Raw genomic sequence first — 21,297 nt, forward strand, 5'->3', positions numbered from 1 at the left:
GTTAAAGATGAAACACTTATGATATTTTAAATACCTATTTAGCATTAAATTTGTTTACATAAAAATAACTTATTAATTATAAACCTTAGAAGATATACAATGAAGAGTACTTTAAAAAAACTATTACCTTTTGCTGTAGTCGGAGTTATCTCCGGAGCTACCACAGTTGGTGTACAGCAATATTTCAATGACGGAACTGGCACAAATGACCAATCTTACTTTACTAAATCAGGAAACTCCTCTTTTGTAGGTATGAATACCGCTGCAGTTGGCGACGATTTTACTAAAGCAGCTAAAACTACAGTTCCGGCAGTTGTAACTATAAAAAATTATCAGAACAAATCTACAAGCAGAGCTTCTGAACAGGATATGTGGGATTTCTTTTTTGGTGATCCTATGGGCGGAAGAAATCAGCGTGGACAAAAACAACAGACACCGGACAATATGCCTTCAGGAATGGGTTCTGGCGTAATTATTTCGCCGGACGGTTATATTATTTCAAATAACCACGTTGTAGCAGGAGCCAATAAAATTGAAGTTGTATTAAGCAATAAAAAATCATACATCGCAACATTGGTAGGAACTGACCCTAACACAGATATTTCTTTATTGAAAATCGAGGAGAAAGGTTTACCATTTTTAAATTTTGCGAATTCAGATAATATTGAAGTTGGACAATGGGTTTTGGCAGTAGGAAATCCTTTAGGTTTAAATTCAACAGTTACCGCAGGAATTGTTTCTGCTAAAGGAAGAGGAATCGGAATTTTGGGATCCCAAGGGAAAGCAAGTAATCCAATTGAAAGTTTTATTCAAACTGATGCGGCTATTAACCCGGGAAACTCAGGCGGAGCTTTAGTGAATGCGGTTGGAGAATTGATTGGAATTAATTCGGCGATTCAGTCGACAACAGGATATTATCAGGGTTATGGCTTTGCAGTTCCAGCAAATCTTGCAAGAAAGATTGTGGAAGACATCAAGAAATTCGGTATCGTACAGAGAGGATTTTTAGGTGTAATGACTGTAGATCTTTCAAATGACCAATTGGTTGCCGCTTACAATAAAGACAAAAAAACCAACATCAAGCCAGGAAACGGAATGTACGTTACAGGTTTCTCTGAAAAGAGCGGTGCTGAAGACAGCGGAATAAAAATTGGCGATATTATCACAAAAATCGACAATTACGCAATCACTGATTTTGCAGATCTTTCTGCAGCAGTTGGAAGCAAGAGACCAGGAGATAAAGTACAAGTTACTTACACCAGAAATGGTAATGAAAATACAACCACAGTAACACTAAAAGATCAGAAAGGAGGCACTTCTACCAGAACAAAAGCAGACCTCAGCGTAACTGAAAAAATAGGATCTGATTTTGCTCCTTTAGATGACAGATTTAAAACGGATTACGGCTTAAACAGCGGTGTGGTTGCAAGAAGCGTAACTGAAGGCGGAGAGATGGCAAAAATTGGCATTGTTGACAATTACATCATCATTGAAATCAACGGGAAGCCGGTAAATTCTCAGGCAGATGTTGAAAAGATTCTTAACAAGTACACCGGAAATGTACAGGTGAAATTTGTAGATGACTACGGAAGAATTTATACAAAAGGATTTAAAATGCCTTAATAATAATTTCAGATAAATGAAAATCGCCGCTTCAGAAATGAAACGGCGATTTTTTTATGATTTAAGTTTTAACTTCTTATTTTTTCTTTCGTAAATGACCGATACAATTTTACCGCCGACCCATGCAAAAGGAAAAAATGTGAGGAAAATACTTATTTTGTAAAATGTAGGATGAAAAGGGAAGATAATTACGTCGAGCATCGCTATAAACAACATGATAAAGCCAATTAAAATTGCATAAGCCACTTTTGCATACTTTACAATCATTGCTGTAATAACGCCGCCAACAGTAGTACCTAACCCTGAAATAAAAAGGAGAAAACTAAAGAAAGTATCATTACCTTTCATGCTTTCTAAAAACCTCTGCCAATGCTCAAACGGAGCAAAAGCCTCGAAAGTAACCCATTGCGGAAATGCTCTTATTCCAAGAGTAATTATAAGCCCAGCTATTGCAAGACCTACCAAAACCGCCAATGTATTTCTAAGAAAATTCATTAATCCTGATGTGCAATCATAGAAATTTCAACATCTACATTCTTCGGCAGACAGGAAACCTGAACAGTTTCTCTCGCAGGATAAGTTTCAGCATCAAGATATGATGCATAAATATCATTCATCACAGCAAAATCATCCATACTTTTAAGAAAAATTGTAGCTTTTACAACGTTTTTAAAAGTCATGCCTGCTTCCGTAAGGATTGCTTCAAGGTTTTTCATTACCTGATGCGTTTCTTTTTCAATTCCTTCCACCAGCTTACCTGTAGAAGGATCTACCGGAATCTGACCTGAAATGTAAAGAACGCCATTGGCAAAATTTGCCTGTGAATAAGGTCCGATAGCTGCAGGAGCATTTTCTGTGTTGATTATTGTTTTCATTATTTAGATTTAGATATATTTTAAATGTTTTGAAGAATTAAATTCTGCCTAAAATCTTTGTGACATCAGATTTTACTTCGGCTGCAAATATAAAATTTTTTAATTTAAAAGATGATTTTAGAACGGAGCATTAGGCTGCGTAAAACTTCTGTCTTTATATTTAAGAGCGTCACTTAAAATATTGGCTTTGATTCCGATAAAGAAATCATACACTTTGTACTGCCCGAAAGGAACCCAGTTGAAATTTATGGTAAAACTTCGCTGATCTCTGGCAAAACCAATTCTTGTATAAGCCAGTTTACCTGTAATCATATCGTAATGCGTGCTTCCGGTAACATTCCAAAACGGTGTAAGCTTCATATTCCCGTCTAAACCTACGGAGGCAATTCTTGTGCCTTCTCTTGTTAAATTTCTGGTGTAAGCATAACTTGCATTAACATTCAGACTCCACGTTTGATCGAAGTGGGCATAATTATCATCATCAAAATAATAATTTTCATTTCTAATCTCTCCTTTTTTATCGTAGATTTTAGACAAATCTTTCTTCTCGCCTTTTTTATCTTTATTAAAAATCTCACTGCTTAGAGGATATGACATCTGAACACCAAAAGCTTGAACACTGAAAGATCCGAAATCTTCAGTTCTTATTCCGGTATCCTGTCCGGGCAAATACAAAATCTTGTATGGTTCAATAGCCATATTACTATTGATGCTCAGTTTACCGTCAAACAAAGAAGTCTGTCCGTTTACCGTAATGATTGAAAAAGGATGGGATTTTGCAAGGAAATTATAATTTCCATTAATATTTAATGATTCAAATATTTTGATTTTTTTCACTCCGGTAGAGTCACTTTTAGATTTAATTTTCATCTCAATATTGTTCGAAATATTATAACCTAAAGCACCTACTTCTCCTGCTGCCGGGCTTCCTACAATTCCCTGATCAAAAATAGAGTAAGGCGTGAGAGCTCCTGCTGCGTCGTAATAATTTCTGAAATACCCAAAACCTGGAGATCCGAAATCTGGAGCATAAGAAAAACTTAAGCTTGGCATCATCATGTGACGAATCGCTTCTACCGCTCCGCCTTTTTTGAAGTTTAGCATTCCATACAGAGTTGTCTGCAAAGAAGCACTACTACTGAATGTGGAATATCCTGCCACCTTTTTATTAATCTGATTTACTTCCTTATTCTCAATAGGATCATAGAATCTTGTAAGGGTTTTTGTAGTCAATGCATTATCAAAAGTAGTACCTAAGCTGAAAGTAAAATATTTAGCAATCGTTGTATTGGTTCCCAATGCAATATTATTTTTCACACCGGTCTGCAGTTTATCCCACATCGCCTTAGTGAAAAGTTCACCTTCGTCTGTACTTACAGAATTGGTTAGATTGATTCCGGTATTTACTGTAATATTCTCCAGAAGACCTTGTCTTACGCCCGTTTTAGAACCAAATAAATAAAACTGGTTGATTGCAATATTCATCTGAGGGAGACGAAGATCTGCCTGCCCTGTTGCGAAGTTTTGATTGTATGAAGCTGTTGAGGTAATTGAGATTGGTAATGTTAAAAATCGCTTGGTCAATGTAAGCGTAGAATTCTGCTGAGTTCTAAGCACACTTTGATCCATAATATAATTATTGTTTACCGTATTGTTGTAGAACGTCTGACTGGTAACATCTACTGAAGCAGAAAACGTTAGAAACGGATTGGCTTTAGTATCCTGAGTATGCCTCCACGCAATTCTGTATGTTCCGGTTTTACCGTAGTTGTCAAGTCCTTTAATTCCTCTAACTGTTGAACCGATATCAGCCGAGAAATTTCCGTTGTAGCGGTATTTTTTGATGTAGTTCATCTCAGGACGAATTGTCCAGCTGCCTTTGGTGTAAATATCTGCTAAAACCCTAAGATCAAAATGCTCTCCGATGGGTTGGTAATACCCCAAACCATTTAAGAAAAATCCTACATCTTCTCTTTCCCCAAAGCTCGGAATTAAAATCCCTGCAGAACGCTTATCTGAAAACGGCAATATAGCAAACGGCATTACCAATGGTGTAGGCACATCTTCTATATACATTTGAGCAGGTCCTACAATTAATGTAGAATTGCTTTTACCTTTTTGCATTTTGATGTGAGAAGCCAAAAGATGATAATCCGGTCTTTTATCCTTTTTGTCGATATAATATTTATCAGTTGTAAATTCTGCATGTCTCATTACGAAAACAGAATCGTTGTATTTTTTTGTTTTATCAGCGACAATTAAACCTTCGCTTTCCTCTGTTCTTGCGTTGTAGGCGATAGCTTCTCTTGTTTTTGTGTTGTAACTGAAACTTTCGACCTCATATTTCTTTCCAGCCTGATCGACTTGAGCTAATTCAACTACTTTTCCTAAAGAATCCAGCTTTCCTCTTGCAAAAATGATGTTTTTCTCTTCATCAATCGAGATATAGTCTGCATCAATCTGCATATCCTGATATTTTACCTGCGCATTCTGGACGAGGTATATCATTTTTTTGGGAACATCTCTCCTTTTAGAATCGGCTTTTGTACGCAATACATCTTCCAAAGATTCTTTTGGCAGAACTATTGTATCTTTCTTTTTTATTGTATCCCCCACCACTTTAGGTATGGTATCATTTATTACCGAATTTCTCTGCAATTTTTGAGGCGCTGTCTGTGCTAAAAAACTGTTAAAAATTAGGATAATAAGAAATTGTAATATATTTTTGAAGACGGTTTTGTCCAATTTTTGTTTGCTATAATTTGGGGTCAAAATTAGTATAATTTTTAAAACTTAAAGATGTACCAATCAAAATTTAAAATAATTTTAGCATTTCTGCTTGTCGCTTTCTTCAATCTTGTGTTTTCTCAAAAGAAATTTACCATAGTTTTGGATGCAGGACACGGCGGAAGCGACCACGGAGCTTACAGATCATACAGCGACATCGGGCGTATTGCCGAAAAAGATGTTACACTTGCGATTACTCTGAAATTGGGAGCTAAACTGGAAAAGAGTAAAGATTTTAAAATCATTTATACCAGAAAAATAGACGAATTTCCGTCACTTTCAGACCGTACCAACCTTGCAAACAGAAGCAAAGCCGATCTTTTTGTGTCTATTCACTGTAATTCTGCGACAAGAAACACAGCATATGGGACTGAAACTTTTGTACAGGGACCTAACCAAAATGATGAAAATCTTGAAGTGGCGAAACGTGAAAACGACGTAATTTACCTGGATGAAAAAGATAAGCAGACTTTCGGTACTTATAATGCTACTTCACCGGAATCTCTTATCGCCTTGAAACTTCAGCAGAGCAAGTACCTTGAAGCAAGCTCGCTTCTTGGAGGCTTGGTAGAAGAAAATTTCGTTAACAGAGACAAAAGATTTTCTCGTGGAGTATTTCAAAAGAACCTTCACGTTTTAAGAATGAACGCAATGCCTTCGGTACTAATTGAGACCGGATTTATCAATCATCCTGAAGAAAGTCATTATTTAGCATCAGATAAAGGTCAGGAAGAAATTGCAGAAAGTATTTATCTTGCAATCATCGAATACAAGAAAGCTTATGACAGAAAAACAGGAAATATCGCATCAAACAAAAAGCCGGAGCCTGAAAAACCGGTTGAAGTTCCTTTAAAAAATGATTTCAGAATTTTATTGATGACTACTTCTATAAAGTATGAAGAGAACGATCCTGCTTTACGTGGTTTAAATTATATTTTAACCCTAAAAGAAGGTGGTGTTTACAAATATTACTATAGCGTAACCAACATGGCTTCTATTAAAGACCAAAACATTAAGACCGCAAAAGATGCCGGATTCAAAAATGCGTATGCTGTAGGTTTCATGCCAAATCAAAAATTAAATACAGGATATTACAATATTGAAGTCTATGTAGGAAAAGATAAATTGAGTGCCAATTCCCATATACTACAGACCCTGAAAGATGTTGAAAGAAATAAAATGAACGGAATTTTCTACTACACTTACGGAAAAGAGTATTCTCTGGAAGATGCTGTAAAACTTCAGAAAGACCTGGAAGCCAAGGGAATTAAAAATACAATCATCCAAAAGATGTATAAATAGGAGAAAAATTTTGAAATGTAAAAGTTAATATATATTTTTGCATCCTCAAAATCTGGTCTATTCGTCTAGTGGTAAGGACTCAAGGTTTTCATCCTTGCAACAGGAGTTCGATTCTCCTATAGACTACAAATTATCAGATATGCCGGATTTTAAAATTCAGGAAGCTAAAATGCTTTTTAAGAAAATCCACTCAGACCCAAAAAGTTATGATTTAAAAATCAATGAAGAAGGGATTACAGGCAATGATGAGAAAATAAGCTTCAGGCTGAAACGGGAAGGAGAACGGATTATTTTTGAGGTTATCATTGATAGTCTCACCTTCACCAACACCACTGGAGACTGGAACAACGCAGTGATTATGCTTACAAGCACAATCAGAAAAATAGAGAAAGAAAACGAAAATTTAAAAATAGAAATCGCAAGAGAAAAGCTTAGAAAATATTTATCAGAAGAAAATTAAAATTTTTTGAAAATAAATTTGGTAGATTAAAAAAAAGACTATACTTTTGCACTCACATTTGAACGATATGGCAAATCATAAATCAGCACTTAAAAGAATCAGACAAAACGAAGTAAGAAGACTTCGTAACAGATATTACCACAAGACTGCAAGAACTGCATTAAAAGTTTTGAGAAGCGAAGAAAACAAAGCAGCTGCTACTGAGCAATTGCCAAAAGTTATCGCTTTGTTGGACAAATTAGCTAAGAAAAACATTATTCACAAGAATAAGGCAGCTAACTTGAAAAGCAAATTGACTAAGCACGTTAATAAATTAGCGTAATTATATAGTTGGCCCGTTCGTCTATCGGTTAGGACCTCAGATTTTCATTCTGGTAAGAGGGGTTCGATTCCCCTACGGGCTACTAAATTTAATTGCTACTAACCGGGTAATTAATAAGAGTTGAAACTTATAAAAACAAAAAACTAACCCTGCAAATATTAATTTATTTACAGTCTGGTAGATGGCCCGTTCGTCTATCGGTTAGGACCTCAGATTTTCATTCTGGTAAGAGGGGTTCGATTCCCCTACGGGCTACAAACCATTGATTTATATCAATGGTTTTTTTTTTTAATTTAAATCTTTGAATCATAAAAACCGCATTCCTAAGTGAAATGCAGTTTTGTAATTTATAAGATAATATTACTTCTTGCTTAAAGCTTCATCATATCTTCTGCTGATTTCTTTCCAGTTAGTCACATTCCAGATGGCAGTTAAATAATCCGCTCTTTTGTTTTGGTACTTCAAATAATAAGCGTGCTCCCAAACGTCGATTCCGAAGATTGGCGTCCCTTTTTCTTCTACAACATCCATCAAAGGATTATCCTGATTTGGTGTTGAAGAAACGAATAACTTTCCGCTTTTATCAACAGACAGCCAAGCCCAACCTGAGCCAAAACGATCTGCACCAGCTTTTGCCATCTTTTCCTTGAAAGCATCCATGCTTCCGAAAGTCGAAGTGATCGCTTTTGCTAATTTTTCTGAAGGTTTGGTGTCTTTCTGTGGTGTAAGAACAGTCCAGAACAATTCGTGGTTGTAATGCCCACCTGCATTGTTTCTCACTGCAGGACTTGCCTTTGAAACAGTAGACAAAATCTGAAACAAAGTCTGCTTTTCCTGTGGAGTTCCAGCAATCGCTTTATTCAAATTGGCAACATACGCTGCAGCATGTTTTGAATAGTGAATTTCCATGGTTTGAGCATCTACATTTCCCTCCAATGCATTGTAAGCATACGGCAAAGGAGTTTGCTTAAATTGTGCAAACGCAAACTGCGCTGCAAATACTGCAGTAAATGCAGCTACTTTAAAAATCTTCATAACGTTTTTATGTAAGGTTAAACTTTTCTTTTTTGCGGGAAGCAGGGTGATGTAGCTGGAAGTTTACAACAAAATGCCATAACTTCCGACTTCCCTCTTCCCTCTTCCTGCTTCCCTCTTCCTACTCTTTCAATAATTTCTTAATATCTTCAATCAGCTTTTCTCTGTCGGGATGATATTTTCCGTTCAACTGTGGATTTGTTCCTTCCGGATCTCCATAATTCAATCCTGAATAATAGAGAATCGGTTTATTCTGCTGATCATAACGGCAACGGATATTTCCCTCTTTATCAACTAAAGCAATCATCCCGCTGTGATTGAGATTTTCGCTTTCATCTTCTTGATCTCCGACATAGATATCAAACTGATCAGCTAATTTACCTATATATGCCCGATCGCCAGTCAAAAAATACCAGTTGGGAGATTTCGCTCCAATCTTTTGAGCATGTTGCTTTAATAATTCTGGTGTATCGTTTTCCGGATCGATGCTTATTGAAATTATACCAAAATCCTCACTGTTGATTTCATCTTCGATAAATCTCATATTGCTATTCATCACCGGACAAATTGTTGGACACTTGCTGAAGAAAAACTCCACAAGATAAACTTTCCCAATCATATCTTTATTGGTGATCTGTTTGTTGTTCTGATTGGTTAATTTAAAATCAGGAACCTTCATCACTGTAAAAAGACTGGTTTTAAAATAATTCATTCCAAATCCTATTCCGAAAAACAACAGAGCGATGACAACAACAGGAAGGATGATCTTCTTTTTTGAACTGCTTTCTGTCTTCTTATTTTTGGACATATTTCTCCGGATTTTTCTTAAACTCGTCCTTACAGTAAGCACTGCAAAAACCGTACGTTTTATTTTTGTATTCAAAAGTATGCTTCATATCCGGTTCGGTTTTCATCTCGCAAATCGGATCAATGGCGTTGGCAAATTTTACAGGTTTTGAAACTGACTTTGAACTTTTATTTTTTGTTTTATGTTTTACTTTCGGGGTTTCCTGTGCACAGGCAATTAAAGAAACCGACAAAAATGCTGTTAAAAAGAATTTTGATTTCATTTTATTTTAAATTGAAATTAATAATTTGATTGAATAAAACTGAGTAATGTTTAAACTAAATTTAATATGAATTGGAAATCTACACCATTAAGAAATTTAAATGGTTAAGTTTTTTAAGAAAATCATATAGATTTTTAAGCAAGATGCAGATGAGTCTGTAGATTCAATGTAAATGGATGAGATAGTAAACTCAATCGAAGAATTTAGTTTAAATAAATTTAAGCTAACGGAGGATGGAATATTCTGAAATGATATTCTGAAATATCAAAATTAAGGTAATCCGAATATGGATTTTTCAATTGAAAATCAGGATTTAAACAATCTGAAAAAGACAGAATTTCATTTGAAAGAAATACATCTAAACCCACAATTTTCACATTCTGAGAATTATTAGATTGCTTTTCAGTTTTTGCGAGTTCTTTTCCAACATAACATTTTCCTTTACAATCGGAATCAATTACATTTCTTTTTTCACAAAGATTTTTTACGATATAATCATAATTCACCGCATAATTAAGCATCGGCAAAACGGGACGAATGGCGATGGTAAACACGATGAAAAATGAAACGAAAAACTTCAAACAAAAATCTTTACTACAAATATAGTGTAGAAAATTGAGTTTGGCGTTGATTTATGATGAAAGTCAGGGAGGCGGGGTTCGTGATACGAGTTACGGGATGCGACGTCTAGGATGAAAGGATAAGCAATTTTCAAAATTTCTTGGTTATAAATTGATAATCTCATTTTTAAATTAAATTATTTAAATTTATCCTATGAAAGTTTTAATTGTAAATGGTCCTAACTTAAATCTTCTTGGAACAAGGGAGCCGGAAATCTACGGGAGTGTTTCTATGGAAGAGTATCTGGAAAAACTGAAATCGGAGTTTTCTTCTCATGAGATTTTGTACTATCAATCCAATATTGAAGGTGAACTGATCAACCGTCTGCAGGAAGATGATTTTGATGCGGTTATTATCAATCCCGGAGCTTTCACTCATTATTCTTATGCGATTGCGGATTGTTTAAAAAATATTCAGAAACCAAAAGTGGAAGTTCACATCAGCAATATTTACAAGCGTGAAGAGTTCCGTCAAAAATCCGTGACAGCTGCTAGCACAGATGCGGTTTTGTCAGGTTTTGGGATGGATGGATATCGATTGGCGATATTGAGCTTGAAGTAGTTTCCCACAGATTGCACGGATTTACACAGATTAAATTGTGAATTTTCCTCATTCAAATCAAAATAATTATACAGATTTTTCTCTAAAATAAAAAAAAGCCTCATCAATCGATGAGGCTTCATTTCACTATTTCTAAATGGTCTGTTCCTGCAGTTGAGGACCAGAAGCAATCAGTTTTTTGGCTTCGTCATTACCGCAGTACTGCTCGAAGTTTTTGATGTATTTTGCAGCAAGATCTTTTGCTTTTTCTTCCCATTCTGCAACGTCACTGTAAGTATTTCTTGGATCTAAAATTCCTTCAGACACATTTGGTAACGAAGTTGGAATTTCAAGATTCATTACCGGAATTGTTGTTTTTTCAGAAGTTTCAATTGATCCGTCGATGATGGCATCAATGATTGCTCTTGTATCTTTTAAAGAAATTCTTTTCCCCGTACCGTTCCAACCAGTGTTTACTAAATAAGCTTTTGCACCGTGTTCTTTCATTTTTCCAATTAATGTCTTAGAATACATTGTTGGATGCAATGTCAAGAAAGCTTCTCCAAATGCCGGAGAGAAAGATGGTTCGGGTTCTGTAATTCCTCTTTCAGTTCCCGCCAATTTTGAAGTATAACCACAAAGGAAATGGTACTGAGCCTGATTTTCATCTAAAATAGAAACCGGAGGCAAAACCCCGAAAGCATCAGCAGAAAGATAAACAATCTTGCTTGCGTGACCTGCTTTAGATGGTAAAACGATTTTATTAATGTGATATATTGGATAAGAAACTCTTGTGTTTTCTGTGATAGATCCGTCTGTATAATCAGCGATTCCGTCGTTAACCACAACGTTTTCAAGAAGTGCATCTCTTTTGATCGCTCTGAAAATATCCGGTTCTTTTTCTGCTGACAAATCGATCACTTTAGCATAACATCCGCCTTCGTAGTTGAAAACACCGTTGTTATCCCAACCGTGCTCGTCGTCACCGATTAAATATCTTTTAGGATCTGCAGACAAAGTCGTTTTTCCTGTTCCCGAAAGTCCGAAGAATAACGCTACATCTCCTTCTTCACCAACGTTTGCAGAACAGTGCATTGATGCCATACCTTTCAATGGAAGGTAATAATTCATCATCGCAAACATTCCTTTCTTCATTTCGCCACCGTACCAGGTTCCGCCAATAATTTGAAGTTTCTCCGTAAGGTTGAACATTACAAAGTTTTCAGAATTTAAATCCTGTTCTTCCCAGTTTGGATTGGTTGTTTTTGAACCGTTGATGACCGTGAAATCAGGCTCTCCGTAGTTTTCCAAATCGTAATGGGATGGGCGGATAAACATATTCGTAACGAAATGCGCCTGCCACGCCACTTCAACGATAAATCTTACTTTTAGTCTCGTATCATCATTGGTACCGCAAAATGTATCGACAACATATATTTTTTTGGCATCAGAAAGCTGAGTTAAAACTAAATCTTTACAAGACTGGAAAATTTCGGGCGTTGTAGGTAAATTTACTTTACCATCCCAGAAAATAGTATCTTTCGTAACATCATCCTGCACAATGTACCTGTCTTTAGGCGAACGGCCTGTGAAAATCCCTGTCTGTACAGAAACCGCACCGGATTCTGTCAGTTCAGCTTTTTCAAAACCCTGATTTTCAGGCGACATTTCCGCTTGATATAATTCTTCGTAGGAAGGATTATAAATTAATTCGTAATCTCCTTTAATCCCTAATTTTTGTAAATCCTGGATGATTTTAGCGTTTTTCATTTTACTATATTTTCTTTTTGCTTTTTGTTTATTTAACGTCGTTAATATTAACGAATTGTTAAACTTCGATAAATATAAAAATATATGTGAAAATGACAAATAAAAAAAAGACGTTTTAAGTAATTGATTAACAATCAATTAAATCATTCCACCCGAATATGGTAGTAAAACCTTTGCCCCAAAAATAGTCCTCGTAGCCGTCAAATTTTGCACTCATCACAAAATCACCGCCCCAGGCACCCAAACTTTTGACAAATTTTGCACAATCTGCAAAGAAAATCGATTTAACTGTCGGAATTTCAATAAAATTCGAAATACGTTGTTCATGCAGCATCATTAGTTTCGAAAATTTATCTAATTCATCACACAACAAAATATTCTTTGTGAGATTAGAAAATTCGTCTATCAGTTTTTGAGACTTTGGTTTTGTTCTGTAATGATTAATTCCTTCCCTGCTATCCTGTTTTTGATTTAAGTGAATGAAAATCAATTCGTTCTTAAATCCAGGATTGAAATCAACTTTTTCAAAATGGATCTGAGGTTTATTCTGAAAGAGCACCGCCGATTTTGCTTTTGCCACAGCAATGTCGTAGCCGCTGCCGCCCAGACTGAGCGCATTGAGAAGGAAAGGATCAATTCCTGACCATTCCGCAAGGTTGTTCATTAAAGTTGAACTGCTTCCCAGACCGTAATCGGCCGGAAATTGGAGGTTTGTTTTTAAATTATAGGAATCTGTGCCTTTAAATTTAGTTTCAGAAAGACTCTGAACATTTTTGAGCGTTTTAAGAATAAACTCAGCACTTGAGTTGATATTGGTTTCAAGAATCTGCCAGTTTTTATAATCGATGACAGCCTTTAACCAAAATTTATTTTGATGATGTGCTTCCCAGAAAATGAGAGATTTTGCATCTGCAGTTTCATCAAAAAAAAACTCTTGTCCCAGCTTGGTTGGTACCGCCAGGACAAGAGCTCCGTCTACAGCGAAATATTCTGAAGTAAGCATCAGCTTTCCCGGTGAATAAATTTCGCCCATTTTTATTTAAATTTAAATTGCTGAAGCGGATGTCACTTCACTGTCAATTTTTTTGATCAGACCCTGAAGTGTTTTTCCAGGACCAACTTCGATGAAATTGGTAGCACCGTCTTTGATCATATTCTGTACAGACTGTGTCCATTTTACAGGACCCGTCAACTGAGCGATCAGATTATTTTTAATCTGCTCAGGATCTGTAACTGCAGTGGTAGTAATGTTCTGATAAACAGGAATCGTTGCCTTTCTGAATTTTGTGACTTCAATTGCCGCCGCCAGTCTTTCCTGAGCCGGCTGCATCAAAGGCGAATGGAAAGCTCCGTTTACAGGTAAAAGCAAAGCTCTTTTTGCTCCCGCTTCCTTTAATTTTGCACAGGCTTCTTCAACTGCTGCAGTTTCCCCCGAAATCACAAGCTGCCCTGGGCAATTGTAATTTGCAGGAACCACAATTCCGCTGACTGACGCACAAATTTCTTCCACTTTAGCATCATCCAATCCTAAAATCGCTGCCATAGAACTTGGGTTGGCATCACATGCTGCCTGCATTGCTTTTGCTCTTTCAGAAACCAGCTTCAGACCATCGTCAAATGACAAAACTCCGTTGGCAACCAATGCTGAAAATTCGCCTAAAGAATGTCCTGCAACCATTTCAGCGCCAAGACCGTTTACCGCTTTCAATGCAGCAACTGAATGTATAAAAATTGAAGGTTGTGTAACTTCGGTTTTCTTAAGATCTTCGTCTGCCCCATTAAACATAATGGACACAATATCAAATCCTAAGATTTCATTGGCATATTCCATCAGATCTTTGATGTCTTTTCGGGAATCGTATAATTCTTTTCCCATCCCGACAAACTGTGAACCCTGCCCAGGAAATACAAGTGCTTTCATGTATTTAATTAAATATTTATAAAATAGTTTCTAGTTATTAAGGCATCAATCTAATGACTCTGAAGCCTTTGTTGATATAAGCTCCATTGGCTTTGGCTCTTTCAAACTCATATTTGGTCGCCAACTGAGTCTGCACCTTATTCATCTGTTTAAAGATTTCTCCTTTTTTATTTTCTCTCGTCAGCATATCATTCACCACATCAAATCCGATGATGGCATATTTGCCCGGAGTTTTGCAGTATTTTGCCTTGTACGCTGCAAGAATTTCTTTTTCAAAATTTCCGTCCGGGTCAATCTTTCTGTCCATTAAATAGACCAAACTTGCCTGAACCAAATCATCTGCTTTCTTTTCAAAGCTAGGAACCGAATACATACTGAATGCCTTCAATCCCTGAACTTCTTTTGAAAGTGCAATGATTTTATTTGAAAAAGCTTCTCCTACTGAATCATCATCATTTGCCAACACGGCAATCACCGGTGCCGACTGACCTGTCATCATATTCTGATCCAGCTGAATATCTGCTGCGGAATTTACGATCATGATGTTTGCATTCTTCAAAACTTTTTCAAATCCTGCTTTCAGATAATTGGCATTGTCTTTCTTTGCATCCGCAACAACATAAATTTTCTGATTGGAATAAACAGCTTTTACCTCGTCCACTATTTTATCTGCATACGTTTGATCGCTGGTTTCCAAAATAATCAAATTGCTGTAACCATGAAGATCCGGAGCATTTGCAAATGGCGAAACTACCGGTATTTTCTGTGTTTTTGTAAAATCTAAAAGATCTACAACATTAGATTTAAAGAAAGGCCCGATCACCAAATCTGTATTGTTTGGATTAATCTGGGTAAGAGAATTTCTAAACGAAGCTTCACTTCCTGAATCCACGACTTTTATATCTAATTTCTGTCCGTTTCCGGCATTTCTTTCTATGGCTAATTTAGCACCTGTGAGGAAATCCAAAGCCATGGCTCTGTACTGAGAATCATTTGAATTATATCCGAAAGGCAGCATCAATACGACATTTAAGGCATCACCATTTTTCTTAACGTAAGCAGGATCCAGTTTTTTGATTTTTAAAACCATTCCGGTTTTCAAACCTTTTGCCAAATCCGGATTGAGGCCAATAAGCTCATCAATCGTTACTCCGTATTTGTTGACAATAGAGAAAACGGTGTCGCCGGCTTCAACAGTGTACGTTACATATTCGTCGTTTTGAACAGACGCAGAAGTTCTTTCGTTGCCACTGTCGATTTTTGTCCTGTTGTTTGCCGGAGTTACTTTTGCTGGCTGTTCCACAACAGCTGCCTGAGTTCCTCCGTATTTTTTAATGCTTTCTAAAGGGAGCGTGATCTCGTCCCCGATTTTAGTGTGTGAATCAAGATCAGGATTCAGTTTTCTGAGGTCTGTTTCAGAAATTTTATACTGTTTTGTAATTCCGTAAATGGTTTGCTTCGGCTGTAGCACTATTCTACCCAACTCTTTTGCTTTAGGCTCAGAAGTCTGAACTTTTGGTGCCGGAGCAGCAGATGAAGACTTTACATTAAGAACCTGTCCTATAGCTAAAGATCCGTCTTTGGTTTTTGGGTTTAATTTATAAAATTCGTCAATTGTGATGCCGTATTTTTTTGCAACATTGTACGGTGTATCACCTTTTACGACTTTATGGGTCTTCTGTGCAGAAAGCCCAATAAATGCGATTAATCCGGATAAAACGAAAAGCTTTTTAATCATTCTGTGATCTTAAATAGTTTACAAAAATACTTCTTTAAAATTAAATGGCAACAATTATTAGTTTTGATTCTGTCACATCCATTTCTCTGTAGCACGTCTCAATCCATTCTGTGCCGTGATCCGCAAAAAATACGCTGAAATTCAAAACCCTTTCCTGCCAGATTTTTGCTGGATTGATTTCGGTAAAGACAGTTTCAAGTCTTTCCAGCAGCTCGCCCTGCTTGATTTTTTCAGCTTTTAAAAGTCTTTTTTTCAGTCTTTCAAAAGATTTCATCTGTCTCACTTCTTCGCCTTTCACCATGTTTCCAAAAGACTTTTCGGTTTTTTCAGCGAGAAGTTTCAGGTTCTCAAAATGAGATTTCAGCAAATCCTGTTTTTCATTTAAAGACTTTAAAATCTCATTGTTATCCAAAATTTTCTTATTGGTAACCTTTGTGAAATTTCCGAAAAAATCTTCGATATGTAAATTTAAATGATCAATTTTTTTCAACACTTTTTCCTCAACAAAAACCATAGAGTTTCTCGGAATAAGAATCGGAAACGGAATTTGTAATGATTCAAAATAGTCTTTCAGCTCCAGCCAGTACATGATTTCGGCATTTCCACCGATGTAAGCTAAATTCGGAAGTATTTTTTCCTGATAAACAGGTCTCATTAATGCATTTGGGCTGAATTTTTCCGGAAAACTTTCAAGTTCAGCTACAATTTCATCTTTAGAAAAAGAAATTTCAGTGTCATTGACCAAAAATTTGTCCTGAAAAGGATCAATTCTGTCACGGGTTTCCGAAAGATAAAAAAGATTGATATCCCGCGGGTTGACCTGTACTTTCCCATACTTTTCTGTGAGAAAATCTACCTTTTCTGTTGATTTCTGTTTTAAAGAAGAATTTAAAATTTCATCTTTAAAAATAGCTGTCATCTGAGATTTTAAAGCTTTTGAATCGCCGTCAATGATGAGCAATCCATATTCTGAAAAAAGCCTGTTGACTAAAATTTTAATCGATTCAGCCAGTGTTTTTCCAGACTGATAGGATTCTTTTAGCATCAAAATCAGTTCAGTTCCAAAAATATGGTCTTTAAATTCCCTTTCAAATTCTGATATAAAATGAGTGTCTGTCAGTTTAATTTTACCAACTACTCCACCACTTTTCTCGTTGATTTCGTAGAAACCGTTTTCAGTTTTGAAATGATTAATTTCTATAAAATCATGATCTTCTGACGCCATCCAGTACAGAGGTAAAAAGTTCTGATCTGGAAACTGTTCTTTTAAATAAAGACAAGTCTTAACAGTCTGTAAAATTTTATAAATAAAAAATGCAGGACCTGTGAAAAGATTAAGTTGGTGTCCGGTCGTAACAGTGAACGTTTCAGGATTTTTAATTAAATCTAAATTGCTTTTCTGAAGATCTGATAGTTTTAAATCTGAAAGCTGTGTGTTTAATTCTTCAAACAGAATCTGCCTTTGCTCATCTGAGAAAGTAGCTTTTTTGCTGTGAATCTGTCTTTGAAAATTATCTTTTGAAAAAGTATACTCCTCAAATCCTTCAATTTGACTGCTGACAAAATCTTTGATCAGCTGCGGAATACTTTCTATGTTTTTGAAATCTAATGTTTTTAAAGTTTTCAACTTTTTCAGTTTTTAGTTGAACAAATACCAGACGATTCCAAGATTAAGTCTGAAATCATACACCGGATAATGTGGGAAAGCGTACGCAGTGTTCGGCGCAATGAGATTGCCAATCTGCTGTCCTTCGATGAAGAAAAACATTTTTTTCACTTTTAAATTAAAGTAAACATCTGCAATCGGCTTCCCTCCAATGGAGAAAGAATCGCTTCCCGGAAGAATATATTCATTTAAAATAGGAAAATATTCTCTTGATGCAAACTTAGTGAAGTAATAAACCTTCACACCAGCCTGAATTTCTGCTGCATTTTTGAATGCTCTCGACTGAAAATAAAGGTTTCCACGACCGATAAAGCTAGGCAATGGCAAAAGTTCTGAGCCGGACAATACGTTCTGAAACTGTAACCTTGTATTAAAATGAAATTTCCCATAGCTGAAAGTTGCATCACCACCAATCTGAGAAATATTGACCGAAGCATCGCTCTGCATCGGCTGTGCAGAAGAGTTGAAATAAGCATAATTGTCTATTCTAAAATAGTTGGCAAAAAGCTGTGTTTTGAACCATTTTAAATTTACACTTCCGCCAATATCTGTGATTGCCTGATTTCTTGCGCCCTGAAGCACGTAATTGAATCTTCTGTAAATTGAAGAGTTGGCTAAGTAATTAAATGAAGGTGTTGATGTCTGAAAATTTACGTGAGCATCTACGAAATAATCTTTGATGGGCTCAAACTTTAAGTTGTTTGTGGTTTTCAGATAACTTCCAAACTGGCTTCCATTGGAGAATTCCAGGAATGATTTTAAAGCAATTTTATCAAAAAGATTAATCTGCAAATTTCCTACAGCTCCGATTCTGCTTTCTTTCATTTCTGCGGGAACAGAGATGTTGGAAAGATTGATTTCATTTAAGCCATATTTCAGCATCTGATAACGAAGACCTGCATCTAATTTAAATTTTGCATTATCGAAAACCAAACTTACAGTATTGCTGAAATTATCAGAATACTTTTTGGTAGAAGCTGAAAAACCATTGACCAACTGTGTTGGAAGTGTGTACCAATAATCATCTGCCCCACTTTGAGTATAATAATACTTATTTCCCTGATGCGAAAGTGTATGTCTTATTCTGAAAGGAAATTTCTCTGAATTGAAAGGCGAAAACTGATGGCTCAGATAATATCGTCTGTAAGAAAACTGCGAGCTTGAATTCTCAAGATTGACCTGAGCGTTCCATTTGTTGCTGTAATCTGAATCTCCTGCCTGGAAAAGATCGTCATCTACAATTCCACCGTTTTCCTGATTGTTGACATTCTGATGAAGGTAATGGGCAAACAACTCGTAATTTCCGCTTTTTGAGGTGTAATGACCAGAAAAAATGGTGTTGTTATTAGAAGCTAAATAATTTCTGTAAATCCCTTGAGACCGCAATCCGGCATATTCTATCGCAAAATTGAATCTTTTACCAATATTCTGAGTATAAGTAGAACGAAGAGCAGCACCGTTCCGCATTGCGTTATGATAGATGAAAGATGCAGTCGGCGTTTTGACATCATAATACAAAACATCATCTGCTCCCAAAAGATTGTAGCCTTTATTGGTTGGAACAAGTGAAAGGTTTTGCTCAGCCATCACTTCATAGGACAAAGGATTGAATCCTGCACCAATGTTTGAAAACTGTACTTTCCCGAAATTATCTCTGTTGTTGTACTGTGAAAAAATGAAGGTTTTATCGGCAGTCATTATGGTATCAAAGATTTTTTTCTCGCCAAATTGCTTTTGGATAAGGTAATCGTTGATGGTAGGCTTGAAAATCTGCATAGAATCTTTCTTCCCGGAATCTACAATGATGGTGTCTGCATCTTTCGGATCCGTCAAGGTATCTTTTACAATCTGAGCCTGCAGATTTGAGCACATTAATATGATAAAGAGAAATAGGTATTTCATTGAATTTAAAATCAAATCTTTTCTGATAAGATTGACGAGGCAAAAATAAGAAATAAAGCGCAATAAAAAACCCTGCTTAAAAAAGCAGGGCGGTATAAAAAATAATTCAAAAATATGATTCTAAGTTTATCGGTTTTCAAATGAAGATTTCAAACTTCAGTTAAATCCCTCTTAATAATTTCCAGATGAAAATCTAGAAAAACATATGTTTAAAAATGTGGGTTATTTAAAATTTCCTCTTGAGGTATCTTCAAATACATTCTTTCGTCATCATACTGCAAAGTCTGACCAGCTAAGAACAAATGATTAGAACCTCTAGTCACTGTACCCTTATGTCTTTTCATGGCAAAATAAGATTTACCTTCTCCCCAGAATTCCAAACGTGTATTTTTATAAATTTCATTTTGAAGAGCTACTCCACTTAATGCATCGATATACGTAACATCTGTAATACGGTTTTGAAGATATGCTTTAAGAATCGTTTTTGCTTCTGCTTCCTGACCAGCTTTAGCTAAAGATTCCGCTGCTAATAAATGGAACTCATCAACTCTCATATAAAGATAGTCAGTAATAACTTGTCTTTGCCCCATAGATACTCTACCTGGATCATAAAATTTATTTCCAGGATAATTCTGTGCAGTTCCTACAAACTGATTTCTTCGTGCATCGTCAGTTCTCATACTGTTATACAAGCCCAAATCGATTCCTTTACGATCACCAACACCGGCATAGCTATACGTAAATACATCTACCTGACCCCACCAGCTAATCAAATCAAGACCATTAACTACTGCCAAATCCATACCCCACATCCAGCTTGTTGTAGCTAAATCGTTGAATCCGCCTCCAGACGCAGGTGAACCTACAGTGTGAACCATTCTGATTGCTTGTTGTTTTGTGGTGATTGGAAAGCCGTAATTATTCATAACTTCTTTAGAAGTAGAAGCAGCTAAAGCGTGCTGACCTGTTGCTGCATAAGCATAAGCCAACATTCCTTTTGCCACAGCCTGATTAACCATTCCTTTGTTTTCTCTTTGAAAACCATCAAGATATTGTACTGCCTTTGTTAAATCATCAATGATTAGTGCATACACTTGCTGCTGTGTAGACTTAGGTGCAGCTGGTTGCTGAGGCTTTGTATATACAGGAATTGCAGGCTCACTAGGATTATAATTTTTTGTATACAATTGAATTAAATTATAATAAGCGTGAGCTCTTAAGGCTTTAGCCTGACCCATAGCCGATTTTTCATCATCTGTTACAGGAACGAAATCTGATCCTCCCAAATCACTAATAACATCATTAGCTCCTGCAATTACTCGGTAATAATATCTCCAGGGCTTGTAGTTTTCTGTTCTTGTAAAATCTCCTTGAGACGCAAAGTTGGCAAGATTTGTATACCAGCCATAGTTAAGACCTTCAAGTACCATATCCTGAGACATCATATCGCTATAAATATCGTATCCTTTCTGGCCAAAATCATCGTGACCAGTAGTCCCACCTGTCTCAACATTAATCATCATCAGATAAAGACCATTGAGTTTAATCTGTAACGGAGCCTCACCGATAGTTTCTGTTGGTGCACTTTCTAGAAACTCTTCTCTACATGAAATTGTAAGAGTCGCAAGTGCTATACTTGATAAAATTAGTATCTTTTTCATTGTA

The 21,297-nt window shown here is 36.2% G+C and carries 19 protein-coding genes and 3 tRNA genes; 8 read left to right on the plus strand and 14 right to left on the minus strand.

The window, feature by feature from the left end:
• Positions 1 to 99 precede the first annotated feature (99 nt).
• Entirely contained in the window at positions 100 to 1,623 is a 1,524-nt protein-coding gene (locus AC2A1G_RS18860) for a trypsin-like peptidase domain-containing protein (RefSeq protein WP_484048427.1), read from the plus strand.
• A 54-nt stretch (positions 1,624 to 1,677) separates the two neighbouring features.
• On the opposite strand, the gene AC2A1G_RS18865 is transcribed toward AC2A1G_RS18860, so the two are convergent.
• The 3 genes from AC2A1G_RS18865 to AC2A1G_RS18875 all read right to left on the minus strand — a co-directional run bounded on the left by AC2A1G_RS18865 (position 1,678) and on the right by AC2A1G_RS18875 (position 5,243).
• A complete protein-coding gene (locus tag AC2A1G_RS18865) occupies positions 1,678 to 2,118 on the minus strand; it encodes a hypothetical protein (protein ID WP_484048428.1) in 441 nt (146 codons plus the stop codon).
• Entirely contained in the window at positions 2,118 to 2,498 is a 381-nt protein-coding gene (locus AC2A1G_RS18870) for a RidA family protein (RefSeq protein WP_484048429.1), read from the minus strand. Before AC2A1G_RS18870 ends, AC2A1G_RS18865 begins: the two co-directional genes overlap by 1 nt.
• Before the next feature lie 117 nt (positions 2,499 to 2,615).
• Positions 2,616 to 5,243, minus strand: coding sequence for a putative LPS assembly protein LptD (locus AC2A1G_RS18875; RefSeq protein WP_484048430.1), 2,628 nt, complete (start codon positions 5,241 to 5,243; stop codon positions 2,616 to 2,618).
• A 54-nt stretch (positions 5,244 to 5,297) separates the two neighbouring features.
• Here AC2A1G_RS18875 and AC2A1G_RS18880 point away from each other — a divergent pair, with 54 nt between their 5' ends.
• The 6 genes from AC2A1G_RS18880 to AC2A1G_RS18905 all read left to right on the plus strand — a co-directional run bounded on the left by AC2A1G_RS18880 (position 5,298) and on the right by AC2A1G_RS18905 (position 7,624).
• Positions 5,298 to 6,587 carry an N-acetylmuramoyl-L-alanine amidase family protein gene (locus AC2A1G_RS18880; RefSeq protein ID WP_484048431.1) on the plus strand — a complete coding sequence of 430 codons (1,290 nt, stop codon included), beginning with the start codon at positions 5,298 to 5,300 and terminating at the stop codon, positions 6,585 to 6,587.
• A gap of 54 nt (positions 6,588 to 6,641) precedes the next feature.
• A tRNA-Glu gene (locus AC2A1G_RS18885) sits at positions 6,642 to 6,713 on the plus strand.
• Between the two features lie 13 nt (positions 6,714 to 6,726).
• Positions 6,727 to 7,047, plus strand: coding sequence for a hypothetical protein (locus AC2A1G_RS18890; protein WP_484048432.1), 321 nt, complete (start codon positions 6,727 to 6,729; stop codon positions 7,045 to 7,047).
• Positions 7,048 to 7,114: 67 nt separating this feature from the next.
• Complete coding sequence (gene rpsT, locus AC2A1G_RS18895) at positions 7,115 to 7,369, plus strand: 30S ribosomal protein S20 (protein WP_056035301.1); 255 nt, start codon at positions 7,115 to 7,117, stop codon at positions 7,367 to 7,369.
• Between the two features lie 10 nt (positions 7,370 to 7,379).
• Positions 7,380 to 7,451, plus strand: a tRNA-Glu gene (locus tag AC2A1G_RS18900).
• A 101-nt stretch (positions 7,452 to 7,552) separates the two neighbouring features.
• Positions 7,553 to 7,624 (plus strand) — tRNA-Glu (locus AC2A1G_RS18905).
• A 105-nt stretch (positions 7,625 to 7,729) separates the two neighbouring features.
• Here the strand turns inward: AC2A1G_RS18905 and AC2A1G_RS18910 are convergent.
• The 4 genes from AC2A1G_RS18910 to AC2A1G_RS18925 all read right to left on the minus strand — a co-directional run bounded on the left by AC2A1G_RS18910 (position 7,730) and on the right by AC2A1G_RS18925 (position 10,055).
• Positions 7,730 to 8,404, minus strand: a complete 675-nt coding sequence (locus AC2A1G_RS18910; RefSeq protein ID WP_484048433.1) for a superoxide dismutase — start codon at positions 8,402 to 8,404, stop codon at positions 7,730 to 7,732.
• 121 nt (positions 8,405 to 8,525) lie between these two features.
• Entirely contained in the window at positions 8,526 to 9,212 is a 687-nt protein-coding gene (locus tag AC2A1G_RS18915) for an SCO family protein (protein ID WP_484048434.1), read from the minus strand.
• A complete protein-coding gene (locus AC2A1G_RS18920) occupies positions 9,199 to 9,474 on the minus strand; it encodes a YHS domain-containing protein (protein ID WP_262150712.1) in 276 nt (91 codons plus the stop codon). Before AC2A1G_RS18920 ends, AC2A1G_RS18915 begins: the two co-directional genes overlap by 14 nt.
• A 218-nt stretch (positions 9,475 to 9,692) precedes the next feature.
• Positions 9,693 to 10,055 carry a hypothetical protein gene (locus tag AC2A1G_RS18925; protein WP_484048435.1) on the minus strand — a complete coding sequence of 121 codons (363 nt, stop codon included), beginning with the start codon at positions 10,053 to 10,055 and terminating at the stop codon, positions 9,693 to 9,695.
• Positions 10,056 to 10,248: 193 nt separating this feature from the next.
• Here AC2A1G_RS18925 and AC2A1G_RS18930 point away from each other — a divergent pair, with 193 nt between their 5' ends.
• Entirely contained in the window at positions 10,249 to 10,656 is a 408-nt protein-coding gene (locus AC2A1G_RS18930; RefSeq protein WP_484048436.1) for a type II 3-dehydroquinate dehydratase, read from the plus strand.
• Positions 10,657 to 10,788: 132 nt separating this feature from the next.
• Here the strand turns inward: AC2A1G_RS18930 and pckA are convergent, their stop codons facing one another.
• The 7 genes from pckA to AC2A1G_RS18965 all read right to left on the minus strand — a co-directional run bounded on the left by pckA (position 10,789) and on the right by AC2A1G_RS18965 (position 21,077).
• Positions 10,789 to 12,405 (minus strand): phosphoenolpyruvate carboxykinase (ATP), encoded by a 1,617-nt coding sequence (pckA, locus tag AC2A1G_RS18935; protein ID WP_484048437.1) that lies wholly within the window; start codon positions 12,403 to 12,405, stop codon positions 10,789 to 10,791.
• A 127-nt stretch (positions 12,406 to 12,532) separates the two neighbouring features.
• A complete protein-coding gene (locus AC2A1G_RS18940) occupies positions 12,533 to 13,438 on the minus strand; it encodes a GYDIA family GHMP kinase (protein ID WP_484048438.1) in 906 nt (301 codons plus the stop codon).
• 12 nt (positions 13,439 to 13,450) lie between these two features.
• Positions 13,451 to 14,326: an ACP S-malonyltransferase gene (gene fabD, locus AC2A1G_RS18945; RefSeq protein WP_484048439.1), complete on the minus strand. Its 876-nt coding sequence runs from the start codon at positions 14,324 to 14,326 to the stop codon at positions 13,451 to 13,453.
• A gap of 37 nt (positions 14,327 to 14,363) precedes the next feature.
• Entirely contained in the window at positions 14,364 to 16,064 is a 1,701-nt protein-coding gene (locus tag AC2A1G_RS18950; RefSeq protein WP_484048440.1) for an amino acid ABC transporter substrate-binding protein, read from the minus strand.
• Between the two features lie 40 nt (positions 16,065 to 16,104).
• Positions 16,105 to 17,691 carry a bacillithiol biosynthesis cysteine-adding enzyme BshC gene (gene bshC / locus AC2A1G_RS18955; RefSeq protein WP_484048441.1) on the minus strand — a complete coding sequence of 529 codons (1,587 nt, stop codon included), beginning with the start codon at positions 17,689 to 17,691 and terminating at the stop codon, positions 16,105 to 16,107.
• Between the two features lie 12 nt (positions 17,692 to 17,703).
• On the minus strand, positions 17,704 to 19,632 hold the full coding sequence (locus tag AC2A1G_RS18960; RefSeq protein WP_484048442.1) for a putative porin: 1,929 nt from the start codon (positions 19,630 to 19,632) through the stop codon (positions 17,704 to 17,706).
• A gap of 209 nt (positions 19,633 to 19,841) precedes the next feature.
• Positions 19,842 to 21,077 (minus strand): RagB/SusD family nutrient uptake outer membrane protein, encoded by a 1,236-nt coding sequence (locus AC2A1G_RS18965; RefSeq protein WP_484048443.1) that lies wholly within the window; start codon positions 21,075 to 21,077, stop codon positions 19,842 to 19,844.
• Positions 21,078 to 21,297 lie beyond the last annotated feature (220 nt).

It is taken from the genome of Chryseobacterium sp. HNCC26DJ240, assembly GCF_057180485.1.